Origin of the sequence: Pseudomonas sp. gcc21 (assembly GCF_012844345.1) — a bacterium.
In the GTDB taxonomy this organism is placed as follows: domain Bacteria; phylum Pseudomonadota; class Gammaproteobacteria; order Pseudomonadales; family Pseudomonadaceae; genus Halopseudomonas.
Genome location: NZ_CP051625.1, coordinates 1,659,248 through 1,674,956 on the forward strand (window position 1 = coordinate 1,659,248; position 15,709 = coordinate 1,674,956).

Below are 15,709 nucleotides of genomic sequence, written 5' to 3' on the forward strand. Positions count from 1 at the left end.
GCCCCAGGGGTAATGCCTTCAAGAAGTTATAGCTCCTGCCAATAGCGGTACAAAACGTACCGGTTCGACCTGATGTCTGATGAACTGTTCCCCTTCGCGGATCACCAGGGTCAAATGCTGTTCCTTTTCACCGACCGGAATGACCATGCGGCCTCCGTCAGCCAGCTGACTGAGCAGCTCCGTGGGGACCTCCGCCGGTGCTGCGGTTACCAGGATCGCATCATATGGCCCGTACTGCGGCCAGCCCCAGTTACCGTCGGCATGCCGGAAAACCACGTTACGGATGTTGATCTCACGGAGTACTGCCTTGGCGCGTTCCTGCAGCGGCATGATGCGCTCGACACTGAAGATTCGCTCTACCACCTGAGCCAGAATCGCGGTCTGGTAACCCGAACCGGTGCCGACTTCCAGCACCTTGTCCAGCGGCCCGCCACCGAGCAACAGCTCGGTCATGCGCGCGACAATATACGGCTGCGACAAGGTCTGGTTGTGTCCTATGGGCAGCGCGGTGTCTTCGTATGCACGATGCGACAGAGCTTCATCAACGAACAGATGCCGAGGCGTTCGACGTATAGCCTCCAGTACCTGCAGGTTCTGGATCCCCTCCTCGAATAACCGTTCCAGCAGACGCTCCCGGGTGCGCTGGGAGGTCATGCCTATTCCGTGTTTGTAGATGTCTTCGCGCGCTGCCATTAACCAAGATTCTCCAGCCACTGTCCCAGGTGATCAAACACCTCGTAGTGGGTTTTATCGACGCGCAGAGGCGTAACCGATACGTACCCCTGCATGACCGCATGGAAATCAGTCCCCTCGCCGCCATCCTCGGCGTCGCCAGCGACTGAAATCCAGTAACCTTCCTTGCCCCGCGGATCCACCCATTTGACAGGTGTAGCGGCCCGCGAACGATGACCCAGCCGGGTCAGGCGAATACCCTTTATCTGCTCAAGGGGTAGATTGGGAATGTTAACGCTGAGCACCGTCCGCGGCGGCAACTCAAGCTTTTCGTGTGCCTCGACCATGCGTCTGGCGATTGCCGCAGCGGTCGGAAGATTATCCGTCTGACGGCCCACTAACGAAAACGCCATGGCTGTATGCGGCAAAAAGCGCCCTTCCAGCGCAGCAGCCACCGTACCCGAATAAAGAACATCGTCGCCCAGATTGGCGCCCAGGTTGATGCCCGCAACGACCATATCGATCGTCCCCTGATACAGCGCATTGATGCCCAGATGCACGCAATCGGTAGGCGTTCCGTTGAGCCCGACGAAGCCGTTCTCCAGGGTAAAGGGTCGCAGCGGTTTATCCAGGCTCAAGGCACTGCTGGCCCCGCTACGGTCTTCGTGGGGCGCCACCACCACGCAATCGGCATAATCGTTCAACGCTTCGTACAAGGCTGTCAGACCCGGTGCCAGCACGCCATCATCATTGGCAATCAGAATACGCATCAGGTTTCGCTTTCCAGTCCGCCGCCCGGCTCTTCGGCCAGTCGTACCAGCTCGCGGATTACCGCGGTTGCGAAACAGCCGGTCGGCAGTGTGAATTCAAGTTCCAGACAATTCGGTGACGGATAATGCCACGTCAAGGCTTTCAAAGGGAGACGCAGAATACGCCTGGCGTGCTCAAGATCCGCAGAAATCAACCAGGTTGCCAACTGTGGCTCACGCTCGACTTCTGACTTTTCCATGGCCAGGACCGCACCTTCGACCGCTGGCTCGCCCTTGCCCCATAATGGACCGGTAGGGTGAAGATCCAGCGCAGTGAGGCGCGGGTCGTCAGCTTCCAGTCTGCTTGCCGGAAACTGGCTCCGGCTATCGGTAAATGCTAGACAATCGCCGGGCAACACCCGGTTCCAGGTACCGTCAGCGACACGGCGTGCAAGCACCCGATTGAACAGCAGGCTGCGCGCCGTCGAAAGCAGGCGCGAGCGCGTTCCGCGTGCAGGCGGTAATCCGCCGCGCTCAGCCCAGCGCCGCGCATCGAACATATTACTGCCATCGCGTCCGAATCGCTGAGGCCCGAAATAGTTGGGCGTCCCGCACTCGGCCATTTTTCGCAGGCAATCATCCAGCAAACGGCTGTCGGCCTGTAGCTCTGTCAGACGAATAGCAAAATGATTGGCCCGGTGCGCCCCGCGCTGCAGCTTGCGGCGGTGACGACGACGTTCCATACAGACGAGATCGTCATCCCACAGTGCTGAAAAATCAGGATCGGCCTGGCCAGGCAACTGCATGCTGAACCACTGACGGGTAATGGCCTTGCGGTCCTTGAGTCCCGCGTAGCTTACGTCCTTGAGCTTCAAGCCTGCCGCCCTGGCCAGCATCCGGGCGACTTCCTCGGTATTCAGATTGCGCTTCTCGATCAACAACCAGAGATGCTCGCCAGCCCCTTCCAACTCCAAGTCCAGTATTTCGGTGACCAGAAAATCCTCCGGCGCGGCCTTCAATACCGCACTACCGAAAGGTCCGCCCCAGGCTAGCGGCCCGAGCAGCTGGTCTGCAGGCGCACTCACAGCGCTACCAGCAGCGCGACCGCATGCACCGCTATACCTTCCTCGCGCCCGACAAAACCCAGTCGCTCGGTTGTGGTGGCCTTGATATTGACCTGTTCAGGATCAATCGCCAGGTCTGTTGCAATCGCCTGGCGCATGGCCTCGATATGCGGAGACATCTTCGGTGCCTGGGCAATGATGGTGGCGTCGATATTGCCTACCTTCCAGCCTTTTATGCTGAGCAGGTCCAGCGTGTGGCGCAGCAGCTTGCGGCTGTCCGCGCCCTTGTACTGCGGATCGGTGTCGGGAAAATGCCGACCGATATCGCCTAGCGCCGCAGCGCCGAGCAGCGCGTCCATCAACGCATGCAACACCACATCACCGTCGGAATGCGCCAGCAAGCCTTGCGAGTGAGGGATTCGCACGCCTCCGAGCGTAATGAAGTTGCCCTCACCGAAACGGTGTACGTCGTAACCATGACCAATGCGCATGCCAGACCTCTCGGCTGAATAATCGAGGTGCTGATCTTACAGCCTGAGGGCCGAGCCTAGAAGGCTCGACCCGACGCAGTGTCGCCTGGTGGCTCAGCCTTTCAGCGCCGCCGCGTGGTGCCGCAGGTGATCATCAATAAAACTGGCGATGAAATAATAGCTGTGGTCATAGCCTGGTTGCCGTCGCAGCGTCAGTGGATGGCCAACCGCAGCAGCCGCTGCCTCCAGAGCCTCGGGCTTCAACTGCTCCGCCAGGAAGTTGTCTGCTTCGCCCTGGTCAATCAGAAGCGGTAAGCGCTCCTGAGCACCGGCAATCAACTCGCAGGTGTCCCACTGCCTCCACTGCACGCGATCGTCGCCCAGATAGCCGCCGAAGGCTTTCTGCCCCCAGGGACAATTGACCGGATTGACGATGGGCGCGAAGGCCGAGACAGACTGATACCGCCCCGGATTCTTCAACGCACATATCAACGCGCCATGCCCGCCCATGGAGTGACCACTGATGCTGCGGCGCTTTGAGACCGGGAGATTGGCCTCGATCAATGCAGGCAGTTCCGCGGTGACATAGTCGTACATCTGATAATGCGCAACCCAGGGCTGCTGAGTGGCGTTGACGTAAAAGCCCGCACCAAGGCCGAAGTCGTAGGCGCCGTCGGGATCGTCCGCGACGCCCTCCCCGCGCGGGCTGGTATCCGGAGCGACAATCACCAGCCCCAGCTCGGCGGCAAGCTTCAAAGCGCCCGCTTTCTGCATGAAATTTTCATCGGTACAGGTCAATCCGGAGAGCCAGTACAGCACCGGCAACGCCGCATTCTGTTCGGCCTGAGGGGGCAGGTAGACGGCAAAAACCATGTCGCAATCAAGCACCTCGGACCGGTGCCGGTAACGCTTGTGCCAACCGCCAAAGCATTTGGTGGCTGAAATCTGCTCAAATGTAGTCTGCATAATCATCCATCCAGTTGTAGAACTGAGCCTGGAAAAATCAGCGGCCCGTTTGAAACGAGCCGCTACGAGGAGACATAAAGCCTACGGCGTCAGAAATTGATAACCGTGCGGATGCTCTTACCCTCATGCATCAGATCGAATGCCTTGTTGATATCGTCGAGGGGCATGGTGTGTGTGATGAAGGTGTCCAGGGGGATTTCACCCTTCTGCGCCTTCTCGACATAGGACGGCAACTCGGTGCGCCCTTTTACGCCACCAAAAGCACTGCCGCGCCAGACTCGACCCGTGACCAACTGGAAGGGGCGCGTGCTGATTTCCTGGCCAGCACCGGCTACGCCGATAATCACCGATTCACCCCAGCCTTTATGCGCGCACTCCAGTGCCGCGCGCATCAACTGCACATTGCCGACACACTCGAAGGAATAATCCACACCGCCATCCGTCATCTCTACGATGACTTCCTGGATAGGCTTGTCATGGTCCTTCGGGTTAACGAAATCGGTCGCACCCAGTTCACGGGCAATATCAAACTTTGCTGGATTGATGTCGATCGCAATGATACGGCTGGCCTTGGCCATGGTCGCACCTATGATCGCGGCCAGGCCGATCCCGCCCAAACCAAAGATTGCCACCGTTGCGCCCTCTTCAACCTTGGCCGTATTCAATACCGCGCCTATGCCGGTCGTGACGCCGCAGCCCAGCAGGCAGACCTTCTCAAGTGGCGCTTCCTTGGGGATTTTCGCCAGGGAGATCTCTGGCAATACGGTGTATTCGGAAAAGGTCGAGGTGCCCATATAGTGATAGATCGGCTCGCCCTTGTAGGAGAAGCGCGACGTACCATCAGGCATCAAACCCTTACCCTGGGTGGTGCGCACTGCGGAGCACAGGTTGGTTTTGCCAGAGCGGCAGAATTTGCATTCGCGACACTCGGCCGTGTACAGCGGAATTACATGATCACCCACCTCGAGCGACGTTACCCCTTCGCCCACGGCTTCAACGATCCCACCGCCTTCATGGCCTAGAATCGCCGGGAATACGCCTTCCGGATCATCACCTGACAAGGTAAACGCATCCGTATGACACACACCGCTGGCAACGATACGAACCAGAACTTCACCGGCCTTCGGCGGTGCGACGTCAACTTCAACAATTTCCAGAGGCTTGCCTGCGGCGAACGCCACGGCTGCGCGTGATTTGATCATTGTGTTACTCCCGGTCAGCGGTAAATGGAAACCTGTTTGGATTGCGAGCAAGGATACCCCAATCGACGACCGGTTTGGTCCGCCTGAAATTGCTATCGAAGCGAAGACGGCCAGCGCAGAAATAAGCCAACGGATAAACCTGACGCAACCAACAGACATGAAAAAGGGGCCGTTCAGACCCCTTTCGGTACTTCCAACTAGCTATCCGCTATCAGCTATCAGTTCATGCTCTGAACGCGCTGCTGCAGCTCCGGGTCGCTCTGCATGCGTGTGGCGATTTCGTTGTACTTGGGAATCTCGAGCCCTTCGCTCTGGACGGCTTCAACCATCTTTTCCTGAGCTTCCATTTGCAGGGACTGGGCTTCTTCCTGGTTCTCTGCCTGGCTCAAGCGCTGTGAGAAATCATCACGAATTTCGCCGACAGCCGAATCCGCTTTTGAGAACTTTTGCAGATCTTCCTCTGAAATTTCGGTTTGAGCGCCGCCCATCTGACCCGCAGGAGCGCCTTGCTGAGCACCCTGTGTAGCGCCTTGAGGCGTACCGCCGGTGGCTTGAGCAAAGGCAGCCGGAGCGGTAGCGCCGAGAGCGGCAAGAGCGACAGCGGCGGCAAGTGTTTTCAATGTATTCATATGAATCTCCTGGTTGGTTAGTTATCCGTACTGTTACAACTAGCGTGCCAGGATCACTTAAACAACTATAACCCTCTGTTTATTATCATATTTTAGTCGCCTCATGGCCACGTCAGAATTCACTACAAGCGCTTTCGGCACGCGATAAATGCATACTTATTACACATGAGTAATATAGATCCGTTCAGAATGAATACACCGAATACCATGGCTGGTCAGCTTCCCGCTACCCGATGCGATTGAAGCGCCTCGGTTCTATTTGGCTCCTCTCCTAGGCGAGCTGCCGCAAGCCAAAATGGGTTTATTCTCTGCTTCACTCCGACGCTTGATCGAGCCTGCTGGCTGTCAGGGTGGAGCAAGTGTTGAAAACAAGGATGTTTTCATCAAGCCCCCAGGGACGGGTTTACGGCGTCTTGCGTAACCCTGGCAGTCGGTGGGCGACCTGCTCGAAAAGCATGTTGCCCGCAAGCTGATGCGGACCACACCAATTATTTTGGTTCTGGTTCCGTGGCCAGCTGCCGCAAGCCGACAGCGCTGCGCCGACACGCTGCAAGTACGTCCCTGTAAGCTCGTCGATGACATCCCTGTCATCGCACGGTCGGCTCAGCCCTGTCGCCTTGCTTCGCGGTAACGATTTGAGTTGCCAGATAGCACAACCCAAACCGGATCTTTTATTCACATCGCGCCGATGCCCGACCGAGCCCGCTGGCTGTCAGGGTGGAGCAAGTGTTGAAAACAGGGATGTTTTCATCAAGCCCCCACGGACGAATTCACGGCGTCTTGCGTAATCCGGATAGCCGGCAGCCGACCCGCTCAAAGCTTTGCTGCAGCGATGGCATCAGCTAGTGAAACACCCCAAACGAGCACTGCCTGATTACGTCGCCGGAGCTTCAGCACACCAAAGGCACGCACAATCGAAAAAGGGGCCCAAAGGCCCCTTTGCTCACCAGACCGGCGTTACCGGTCTGCGGGTCAGATCAGTTGCTGTCATCGATGTCGCGTTGGCTACGCTCGACCTCGTTTGGCGCACCGGTGACACCGGGACGATCAGCGGTGCGTGCCGGGTCAGACATGCCGCCCTGATCCTTCGCGCTATGGCCAGGCGCGCTCATGGTATCCGAATCGCGGTTGCTGCTACCGGTGTTACTGCTGCCAGTGCTCCCCTGGCCAGTGGAGCTGCTGCTGTCGCGCGAGTTACTGCTGCCACCGCCTGAACGCTTCTCTTCTTTATCGACGCGTTTTTCAGTTCTGTCGTAATCCATACCGTGGCCACCTTCGGCCTCACGGCCCGTTGCGCCGTGCTGCATGGTATTACCCTGCCCCGTCGCCTGACCGGTATCGCCGGTTGCGCCTTTGCCGGTCATGCTATGCCCTTCCGTGCCAAGCTTGGTATCCGGGCCCGGATCGGTGCCCTGCGCGGCTGGGCTCTGCGCCATCGCTGTGGCTCCAACAAGGCTCAGCGATGCAAAAGCGACTGCCGTGGTGAGTTTCTTGAGTGCGTTCATACGTATCTCTCCTGGGTTGTCAGCCTTGGCTGGCCTCGCTGCGACTCGACTTGTGCGGGTCAGTGCAATGCCTGGATGGATCAGGCGTTAACCAGTACGGCTGGGATGCTGATTGGCCAGCCCTTTGATATTGCTGTTTGCACCGCAATCGAGCGGAGCGAAAAGCCGGGGCGCTGGCGTATCTAAGCTGATCAGTGTGCGACTCAGCAGTTACCGGGATGTACCGCCTGTGCCTGTGCCTGTACCTGTACCTGTGCCTGTGCCGGTAGCTCCGCCGGTGGTCCCGCCGCCAGTAGTGCCGTCGGTCGAGCCCTCGGTGCTGCCCTCAGCGGTACCGCTCGCACCACCCCTATTGGTCCGGGCTTCGCCAGGAGTGGTTTGGGGTGAGCCGTTAAGGCCGCGGTGGGGAGTGCTTTCCGGTGAACTATTAACGCCGCGATGCGGAGTGGTTTCGTCGCCAGGTGTGGCAGGCGTAGCGGGCGTCGCAGGCATATTTGATGTGCCCGTACCTGTTGTGCCTGTGCCTGTGCCTGATCCTGTCGTGCCGGTACCTGTCATACCCGAGCCCGGAGTACCCGTTGCACTGCCTGCAGCCGACCCAGAATAGGTGCCTTGAGTAGTAGGCGCTCCCTGCTGATTGTAGGAGCCATCGTCATCCGCCAGCACGGTGGGCGCAGCAAAGCCCAAGGTGGCAAACGCGACCGCAGTGGTCAGACTTTTTATAGTGTTCATGCATTGATCTCCTTCATTGATTGATGGAAAGCATGAAGCGCGTCTCACGACGCGCCTTAACAATGTGATACCGATAACGCTTAGAAGTGCCATCGGATTGCCGACACCCGTCCAGCAGCGGCTGCGACCTGCCTGCTTTATGTATAGAATCTACACATGAGCAAAAACTACCCATCCCAGCCTGGCCGGGCACGCCTGAAGCGCGCCTGGACCCATATCAGCGGTCTGCAGCAAACGCTGCTGTTATTCGTTGTCCTCCCCTTGATGCTCCTCACGGCGCTCGGTATCCGCATCGGACTGGAACAGGCCAACCAGTTCCAGGAACGGCGATTGAAGAATGATCTGGAGCTGATCGGCCGCGCTATCAGCATTCCGGTAGGCGGGGCCCTCAGCGAGGGCGACCAGCAGGCCATCGAGCTGGCGCTGGGTTCGGTATTCGTTCTCGGCGAGGTCTACGGCGCCTCGGTGTTCGACGTTAACGGCGTACGGCTTGCTTCAGCAGGTATCACCGAGAGCGACCTCAGCGGCACCACTATTCCTACCGAGATCGTAGCCACGGGCGAAGGCCAGGAAGGTTATAGCCGCGTCGCCGGACGTAATCTTTTCTCACACTTTTTGCCTTTATTCGACAGTGCCGGACAGATTCAGGGGCTGATCCAGATCACCCGACTGGCCAGCGATTTTCATCAGGCGCTACAACAAATCACAGTGATTGCCTGGGCCATATGGGGCTTGCTCAGCCTGACGATTCTGATGGCCGTTCTGCTCGGGCACTACGGCGGCGTTGGCCGTTACGTGGACAAGTTGCTGCAGCATATGCAACGAGTGGCCGGGGGTGACCATTCCCACCGGGTCGCACTTGAAGGCCCCAAGGAAGTCGCAGCGCTGGCTGACGGTCTTAACCAGATGCTCGACAGCATCGAGCAGGCCAACCGCGAACTGGAAAGTCATCGTCAGGCAGAAACAGCATTGCTGGCACGGCTGAAGGACAACGAGAAAATGGCTGCCATCGGCAGTATGGCGCGGGGCATCGCCCATGAGCTTGGTGCGCCACTCAGCGTGATTGATGGCCGCGCGCGTCGACTGGAACGCTCCGACGTACTCGATGATCAGCAGCGACGTCAGCTATCGGCTATCCGCATCCAGGTTGCGCGCCTCACACGTACGGTGAAGCAGCTGCTGGATTATTGCCGTCCCACTGCGCCGCAGCCCCGGCCGCTTTCCCCCCGCACGCTCCTCCAGACAGTCATCGACGCTATCGCGCCGGAGATCGAAGCGGCGGGCAAGCATCTCAGAACAGAGATACCGCCCACGCTGCCAGACCTCACCGGCGATGCGGGCCGGCTGGAGCTGGCGCTGCTCAACCTGCTACGCAATGCGCTCCAGGCAGCCCGGAGTGATATCCATGTGGAGCTGGTAACCGATGGCATCCGCCTCGACATTCGCATAACGGACGATGGCGCGGGCCTTCCCGACCACCCCACTGACAAACTGCTGGAGCCCTTCTTTACCACCAAGTCACCGGGGGAAGGCACCGGGCTCGGGCTGGCGATCGTCCAGTCTGTTGCAGATGAACACGACGGCGCTTTAACACTCGAGCAGGGGCAGAACGGAGGCTGCGTGGCCACCCTGCAGCTGCCGCTCACCCAGCGCTCCGCACAGGACATTACACATGACGCATAACGAACACATTCTGCTGGTTGAAGACGACAGCGGGTTGCGCGAGCTGCTGCAGGAAGAACTCGAAGCCGAGGGCTACACGGTCACTGCCTGCGGCGACGCGGAAAGCGGCTTGCGCGTCCTGCGCGAGGATATCCCCGACATGCTGATCAGCGATCTGCGGCTACCCGGCGCCGATGGTCTGAGCCTTTTACCTGCAATCAGCGAGCTGACACCCCGGCCCACCGTGCTGATCATCACCGCCTTCGGCTCGGTCCAACAGGCGGTTGAATCCCTCAAAGCCGGCGCGGATGACTTTCTCACCAAACCACTGGAAATGGACCACTTTCTGCTCAGTGTTTCGCGGTTACTGGAGAACCGCCGTTTGCGCAGCGAGCTGCACCGCTACCGTTCGCTCATGGCCGTGGAGCAGCTCAACGGCATCATCGGCCAGAGCCCGGCCATGCAGCAGCTGTTCCACCAGATTCGCCAGATCGCCAGCGCCGACGGCCCGGTACTGATTCAGGGCGAGAGCGGCACCGGCAAGGAGCTGGTCGCGCGCGCCTTGCATGAACTCAGTCCGCGCAAGGGCAAGCCCTACATGGTGGTCAATTGTGGTGGCATCCCCGCCGAACTGATGGAAAGCGAATTCTTCGGCCACGCTGCCGGGGCGTTTACCGGTGCCAAGAGCCAGCGTGCCGGACTATTTCAGCAAGCCGAGGGCGGCACATTGTTACTCGACGAGCTGGGCGAAATGCCGCTGGCATTACAGGCCAAACTGCTTCGCGCGTTACAGGATGGCCGCGTCCGACCAGTGGGCAGCGACCATGAAATTCAACTGGATGTACGGGTCATCGGCGCGACGAACCGTAACCTGCCTGATCTGGTAGCTGAGGGCAGCTTTCGGGAAGATCTGTTCTACCGGCTGGAGACCTTTGGCATACAGATCCCGCCCCTGCGTGCGCGGGGCGATGACATCCAGCAGCTGGCCGAATACTTCCTGGCGCGCTTCAATGCGCGCCAGCAACGCAGTATCCAGGGCTTCAGCGATGAATCGCTGGCGATACTCACGCGCTACAGCTTTCCCGGAAATGTGCGGGAGCTGCAGAATGCCGTTGAGCGTGCGGCTACCTTCTGCGACAGCCCGCTGATCGAACCGCGTCATCTGCCGCAGCGCATCCGCGAGCAGCCCCAGCAGTCCGAGCAGAGCGCCACAACCGCCGAGCTGGCCGCCGCGCCCCTGCCCGCCTCCGATAACGCCGAAGGACTGCCGGATCTGGAGACCGTACAGCGCCAGTACATTCACCAGGTGCTGAACGCTACGCAGGGCAACAAACGCAAGGCTGCCGATATTCTCGGCATCACTCGCCGAACGCTTTACCGCTGGCTGGAGTGACCAGGTCTGTTGCCGAGCGTCTATTGCCGGACCCCTGGCTTTACACAGTCTTTACCTTGGCGGCGTTCTGCTTGACGAACGCCTCTGTACACTTTGCAGCATCTGCCCAAACCCGGAACCCTTCGAATGAAAGCTGGCCCTACTCGCCGTTCGAGCCGCCAACCATGGATGATCATCGTCGCCCTGTTGATAGCCGCTGCCCTCGCCTGGTTTTTCTGGCTCGCACCGAACAACCGCACCCCGGAATTCACTAGCGCAACCGTTGGCCGCGGAAACATTGAAGACAGCATTACAGCGCTGGGTACCCTGGAACCGCTGAATTACGTTGACGTGGGTACCCAGGTGTCTGGCCAGTTGCAAGCCCTGCACGTGGAACTGGGGGATCAGGTCGAAGAGGGCCAGCTACTCGCCGAAATCGACCCGACGGTGTACCTCGCCCGGGTCGAGGCCAGTGAGGCGCAGCTGGCCAACCTGCAAGCACAACTGGCGGACCGGGAATCACAGCAAACGCTCGCTCGCCTGCAAGCCGAACGCCAGCGCAACCTCATCAAGGTCGACGCTACCAGCAAGGAGGCGCTGGAAGTCGCCGAAGCCCAGCTGCGCTCTGCCAGCGCCCAGATCGAAGCGATCAAGGCGCAGATTCGCCAGACCGAGTCCGCGCTCAAGGGTGACCAGGCCGATCTCAACTACACCCGCATCTACGCACCCATGGCCGGTACTGTGGTTCAGCAACTGGCCAATCAGGGGCAAACCCTCAACGCCAACCAGACCGCCCCGATTGTGGTGCAGATTGCTGATCTCAATACCATGACCGTGCGCACCCAGGTGTCCGAGGCGGACATCAGCCAGCTCAAGGTCGGCATGAACGCGTACTTTTCGACGCTGGGCCAGCCGAACCGTCGCTGGGAGGGAACGCTGCGGCAGATTCTGCCGACGCCGGAGGTAATCAACAACGTCGTGCTGTTCAATGCCCTGTTCGACGTACCCAACCCTGACCGGGATCTGCTTCCGCAAATGAGTGCACAGGTGTACTTCGTGCGCGCCTCGGCTGAGGATGTGCTGACCCTGCCAGTCTCTGCGCTGCGGCAGACCAGCAGCGACAGCGGCAACCCAGGCGCACCCGGGCGTCCATACGAGGTGCAGGTCCTCGACGCACAGGGCCGGCCGCAGCCGCGCACGGTGCGTGTAGGTATTCGCAACCGGGTGATGGCGCAGGTGCTGGACGGGCTGGAAGCCGGCGATGAAGTCGTTACCGGTGGCCTGCAACCTGCTCCTGAAACCAGCCAGCCGCGTGGCGGACGGTTCCGCTGATGACCACTCCCTTGATTCGCCTGGAAGAACTTACCAGGACCTACCGCAACGGCGAGCTGGCCACTACCGTATTGCACGGCGTTTCGCTGGATATAGAAGAAGGCGAGTTCGTCGCCATCATGGGCGCGTCGGGCTCCGGCAAGTCCACGCTCATGCATCTGCTGGGTTGTCTCGACAAGCCCACCAGCGGTCGCTATCTGTTTGCCGGGGAAGACATTGCGCAGCTCGACCGCGACGCCCTTGCCAGTCTGCGGCGCAAGACCTTCGGCTTCATATTTCAGAGCTATCACCTGATCGCCTCGGCCACCGCGACCGAAAACGTGGAAGTACCGGCCATTTACGCGGGCATGCCGCGGGACCTGCGCCATGCGCGCGCCGAACAACTGCTTGGCGAACTGGGTCTGGGCGAACGTCTCGGCAACCGGCCCAATCAACTCTCCGGCGGGCAACAACAGCGGGTATCGATCGCCCGCGCGCTGATGAATGACGCCCGGGTGATACTGGCTGACGAACCCACCGGCGCGCTGGACAGTCAGAGCGGCAAGGACGTACTCGCGCTGCTCAAACAACTGCACGCACGTGGCAAGACGGTCATCGTGATTACCCACGATCGCGAAGTGGCCAGCCATGCCGACCGGCTCATCGAGATCCGCGACGGGCACATCCTGAGCGACAGCGGCAAAACTGATACAGAGCAACCATCAAGCGAGACAGCCGCGCCTGTTGCCACCGACGACGACGTCGAAACCTCACGCCGTGCTGCATTGGCCGACACCGGCGAGGCCGTACGCATGGCGTTGCGTGCCTTGCAGGCCAATCTGTTTCGCACCGTACTCACCTTGCTGGGCATCGTGATCGGAGTGGCCTCGGTGGTAGTGATGCTCGCCGTCGGCAATGGTGCGCGTCAGGAAGTACTCGATCGCATCAGCTCGATGGGGACCAATCTGTTATTGGTGCGTCCCGGCGCACCCAATACCCGCCGCTCGGTGGACGGGCAGACCAACACGCTGATGCCGGCCGATGCCGAGTTGGCCGCTCAGCTGGATAACGTTGTGGTCGCCGTACCCGAAATGAATGGCCGGGCCACGGTCCGCGCAGGCAACAATGATTACCAGACACAGATAACCGCCACCAGCCCGGACCTGCCCTTGGCGCGGGACTGGGGTGTGAGCAGCGGCGTGTTTATCAATGAAGACGACAACCAGCGATACGCTGCGGTCGCGGTTCTCGGCAAGACAGTGGTTACCAACCTGTTCGGCGAACAGGGCAGCCCCCTCGGGGAGTACATCCTGATCAACAACGTGCCCTTCCAGGTCATTGGCGTGATGGCGGAGCGCGGTGCGGCGCCCTGGGGTGCGGATCAGGACGACGTGGTGTTCGTGCCGCTGAATACCGGCAGCCTGCGGCTGATCGGCCAGCGTCATCTCAACTCGATCACCATCATGATGGACGATCTGTCCCGCGCCGAACTGACCCAGGAAGCAGCCCGCCAGGTTATTTTGCAGTCCCACGGCGGCGTCGAGGACTTCCAGATCCGCAATATGGCGTCGTTGCTGGAGAACGTTGCCGAAACACAGAACACCTTCACCATTCTGCTTGGCTCGATTGCCGCGGTATCGCTGCTGGTGGGCGGTATAGGGGTGATGAACATCATGCTGGTGAACGTCACCGAGCGCACCCGGGAGATCGGCATCCGTATGGCAACCGGCGCGCGCACACGGCACATTCTTCAGCAGTTTATCGTCGAGGCGCTGGTGGTCTCGGCAATCGGTGGAGCCCTGGGCGTGGTCGGCGGGCTGGCATTTGCCGCCGGCCTGCAGGCGCTGGGTACGGCCATTCAGTTCACAACCGGCCCAGTGGTGCTGGCCTTCGCCTGCGCCTTCGCCACCGGCCTGATCTTCGGTTACATGCCTGCGCACAAAGCCGCGCATCTCGATCCAGTGGTGGCCCTCAGTGCAGATTAAATATTTCGCTCCGCTCATCCTGTCGGCGATGCTCACCGGCTGCAGCCTCAACACACCGATGCCGGAAGCCGAAGTGTCCATCCCGTCGGGATGGAACAATGCCCCCGTTGAAAGTGCCTGGCCGGCAGCCAACTGGTGGCAACATTACGAGTCCGCATCGTTGGAGCAACTGATGCAGCGCGCCCGGGACGGCAATCTGGACCTTGCCAGTGCCGCCAGCCGCCTGGTGCAGGCTGATGCACAGCTGCGCCAGAGCGGCGCTGCCCTGCTTCCTCAGTTGGGTGCCGGGTTCTCGGCCAACCGCAGCGACAGCCTGCGCAGCGATGGAAATGGCGATACCGGGCGCGATATGTACAGCGCCACACTCAACGCCAGTTATGAGATCGACTTCTGGGGCCGTAACCGCGCCCTGGTCGAGTCTGCCCAAGCCAACCTGCAGGCCAGCCGTTTCGACAGGGATACCCTCGCACTGAGCATCGATGCCAGCGTAGCCAGTACCTGGTTTCAGCTACTGGAGAACCAGCGCCGTCTGACCCTGGCGCGCGATAGCCTAGACATTGCGCAACGCGTCCTGCAACTGGTCGAGGCGCGATACCGCTACGGCGCAGCGGACAGCCTGGAGGTCAGCCAGCAGCGTACACTGGTCGCCCAGTTACAGGCCTCACTACCGGGTCTGGAGCAGTCCAGCCTGCAGCTGCGCAACAGTCTCGCTCTGCTGCTCGGCGCCAGCCCGGACGCCGTGCTGCCAGCGGCTGACTCGCTACTGGAGATTCAGCCGCCCGAAATCAGCGCCGGCTTGCCCGTCGAACTGCTGACCAGACGCCCCGACATCCGCGCCAGCGAAGCGCGCCTGGTCGCTGCCAATGCCGATCTGACCGCCGCGCGGGCGGCGCTGCTGCCAGGCATCCAGTTGACCGGTCAGTTTGGCGCACAGAGCCTGGCGCTATCAGGCCTGCTGAGCAATCCGGCCAGTGCCTGGAGTCTTGCCGCAGGGCTTACCCAGCCGATCTTTCAGGGCGGGCGTCTACGCGCCCAGGTGGATCTGAGCGAAGCACGGCAGGAGGAACTGCTGATCGATTACCGGCGCACCCTGCTCACTGCGCTGAGTGACGTCGACACCGCTTTAGGCGCAGTGCAGCAAGCCCGCATCCGCCACGACTTTCTGCTACAGGCCAACAACGAGGCCGAGCTGGCATTCAATCTTGCCGAAACCCGTTACCGCGCCGGCGCCATCACCCTGCAGACGCTGCTGGACACACAACGCACCTGGTACCAGAGTCAGGATAATCTGGTTCAGCAGCGCTCTGGCTGGCTGCAGGCAACCGTGGATCTGTACCGCGCGCTGGGTGGCGGTTGGTCGGAGGGAGCGGTAAGCTACGCGCCTTGATAT

General features: G+C 60.3%; 14 protein-coding genes. 5 read left to right on the forward strand and 9 right to left on the reverse strand.

Going from position 1 to position 15,709, the window contains the following annotated elements; all coding sequences use genetic code 11:
* Positions 1–18: 18 nt before the first annotated feature.
* From HG264_RS07670 to HG264_RS07710, 9 genes are all read right to left on the reverse strand, one after another.
* Positions 19–693, reverse strand: a complete 675-nt coding sequence (locus tag HG264_RS07670; protein WP_150299247.1) for a protein-L-isoaspartate(D-aspartate) O-methyltransferase — start codon at positions 691–693, stop codon at positions 19–21.
* Complete coding sequence (gene surE, locus HG264_RS07675) at positions 693–1,442, reverse strand: 5'/3'-nucleotidase SurE (protein WP_169407112.1); 750 nt, start codon at positions 1,440–1,442, stop codon at positions 693–695. Before surE ends, HG264_RS07670 begins: the two co-directional genes overlap by 1 nt.
* Positions 1,442–2,506, reverse strand: coding sequence for a tRNA pseudouridine(13) synthase TruD (gene truD / locus HG264_RS07680; RefSeq protein ID WP_169407113.1), 1,065 nt, complete (start codon positions 2,504–2,506; stop codon positions 1,442–1,444). The genes surE and truD overlap by 1 nt, the downstream gene beginning before the upstream one ends.
* On the reverse strand, positions 2,503–2,976 hold the full coding sequence (gene ispF, locus HG264_RS07685; protein WP_169407114.1) for a 2-C-methyl-D-erythritol 2,4-cyclodiphosphate synthase: 474 nt from the start codon (positions 2,974–2,976) through the stop codon (positions 2,503–2,505). The genes truD and ispF overlap by 4 nt, the downstream gene beginning before the upstream one ends.
* Before the next feature lie 93 nt (positions 2,977–3,069).
* A complete protein-coding gene (gene fghA / locus HG264_RS07690; RefSeq protein WP_169407115.1) occupies positions 3,070–3,921 on the reverse strand; it encodes an S-formylglutathione hydrolase in 852 nt (283 codons plus the stop codon).
* An 89-nt stretch (positions 3,922–4,010) separates the two neighbouring features.
* Entirely contained in the window at positions 4,011–5,123 is a 1,113-nt protein-coding gene (locus HG264_RS07695; RefSeq protein WP_169407116.1) for an S-(hydroxymethyl)glutathione dehydrogenase/class III alcohol dehydrogenase, read from the reverse strand.
* 218 nt (positions 5,124–5,341) lie between these two features.
* Positions 5,342–5,752, reverse strand: coding sequence for a DUF4168 domain-containing protein (locus HG264_RS07700; RefSeq protein ID WP_169407117.1), 411 nt, complete (start codon positions 5,750–5,752; stop codon positions 5,342–5,344).
* Positions 5,753–6,729: 977 nt separating this feature from the next.
* A complete protein-coding gene (locus tag HG264_RS07705) occupies positions 6,730–7,257 on the reverse strand; it encodes a hypothetical protein (RefSeq protein WP_169407118.1) in 528 nt (175 codons plus the stop codon).
* Positions 7,258–7,467: 210 nt separating this feature from the next.
* The gene (locus HG264_RS07710) at positions 7,468–7,989 is read right to left on the reverse strand and encodes a hypothetical protein (protein WP_169407119.1); all 522 of its coding nucleotides are present in this window, start codon (positions 7,987–7,989) and stop codon (positions 7,468–7,470) included.
* A 156-nt stretch (positions 7,990–8,145) separates the two neighbouring features.
* Between HG264_RS07710 and HG264_RS07715 the strand changes: the two genes are divergently transcribed.
* The 5 genes from HG264_RS07715 to HG264_RS07735 all read left to right on the forward strand — a co-directional run bounded on the left by HG264_RS07715 (position 8,146) and on the right by HG264_RS07735 (position 15,706).
* Positions 8,146–9,672, forward strand: coding sequence for an ATP-binding protein (locus HG264_RS07715; RefSeq protein ID WP_169407120.1), 1,527 nt, complete (start codon positions 8,146–8,148; stop codon positions 9,670–9,672).
* A complete protein-coding gene (locus tag HG264_RS07720) occupies positions 9,662–11,044 on the forward strand; it encodes a sigma-54 dependent transcriptional regulator (protein ID WP_169407121.1) in 1,383 nt (460 codons plus the stop codon). Before HG264_RS07715 ends, HG264_RS07720 begins: the two co-directional genes overlap by 11 nt.
* 126 nt (positions 11,045–11,170) lie before the next feature.
* Complete coding sequence (locus HG264_RS07725) at positions 11,171–12,355, forward strand: efflux RND transporter periplasmic adaptor subunit (protein WP_218573050.1); 1,185 nt, start codon at positions 11,171–11,173, stop codon at positions 12,353–12,355.
* On the forward strand, positions 12,355–14,319 hold the full coding sequence (locus tag HG264_RS07730; RefSeq protein ID WP_169407122.1) for a MacB family efflux pump subunit: 1,965 nt from the start codon (positions 12,355–12,357) through the stop codon (positions 14,317–14,319). The genes HG264_RS07725 and HG264_RS07730 overlap by 1 nt, the downstream gene beginning before the upstream one ends.
* Positions 14,309–15,706, forward strand: coding sequence for an efflux transporter outer membrane subunit (locus tag HG264_RS07735; RefSeq protein ID WP_169407123.1), 1,398 nt, complete (start codon positions 14,309–14,311; stop codon positions 15,704–15,706). The genes HG264_RS07730 and HG264_RS07735 overlap by 11 nt, the downstream gene beginning before the upstream one ends.
* Positions 15,707–15,709: the final 3 nt, after the last annotated feature.

Coding starts and splice junctions, on each gene's coding strand:
- HG264_RS07695 (WP_169407116.1), bottom strand. CDS start 5,123: ATGATCAAATCACGCGCAGCCGTGGCGTTCGCCGCAGGCAAGCCTCTG.
- HG264_RS07670 (WP_150299247.1), bottom strand. CDS start 693: ATGGCAGCGCGCGAAGACATCTACAAACACGGAATAGGCATGACCTCC.
- HG264_RS07700 (WP_169407117.1), bottom strand. CDS start 5,752: ATGAATACATTGAAAACACTTGCCGCCGCTGTCGCTCTTGCCGCTCTC.
- fghA (WP_169407115.1), bottom strand. CDS start 3,921: ATGCAGACTACATTTGAGCAGATTTCAGCCACCAAATGCTTTGGCGGT.
- ispF (WP_169407114.1), bottom strand. CDS start 2,976: ATGCGCATTGGTCATGGTTACGACGTACACCGTTTCGGTGAGGGCAAC.
- HG264_RS07710 (WP_169407119.1), bottom strand. CDS start 7,989: ATGAACACTATAAAAAGTCTGACCACTGCGGTCGCGTTTGCCACCTTG.
- HG264_RS07730 (WP_169407122.1), top strand. CDS start 12,355: ATGACCACTCCCTTGATTCGCCTGGAAGAACTTACCAGGACCTACCGC.
- HG264_RS07705 (WP_169407118.1), bottom strand. CDS start 7,257: ATGAACGCACTCAAGAAACTCACCACGGCAGTCGCTTTTGCATCGCTG.
- HG264_RS07720 (WP_169407121.1), top strand. CDS start 9,662: ATGACGCATAACGAACACATTCTGCTGGTTGAAGACGACAGCGGGTTG.
- surE (WP_169407112.1), bottom strand. CDS start 1,442: ATGCGTATTCTGATTGCCAATGATGATGGCGTGCTGGCACCGGGTCTG.
- HG264_RS07715 (WP_169407120.1), top strand. CDS start 8,146: ATGAGCAAAAACTACCCATCCCAGCCTGGCCGGGCACGCCTGAAGCGC.
- HG264_RS07725 (WP_218573050.1), top strand. CDS start 11,171: ATGAAAGCTGGCCCTACTCGCCGTTCGAGCCGCCAACCATGGATGATC.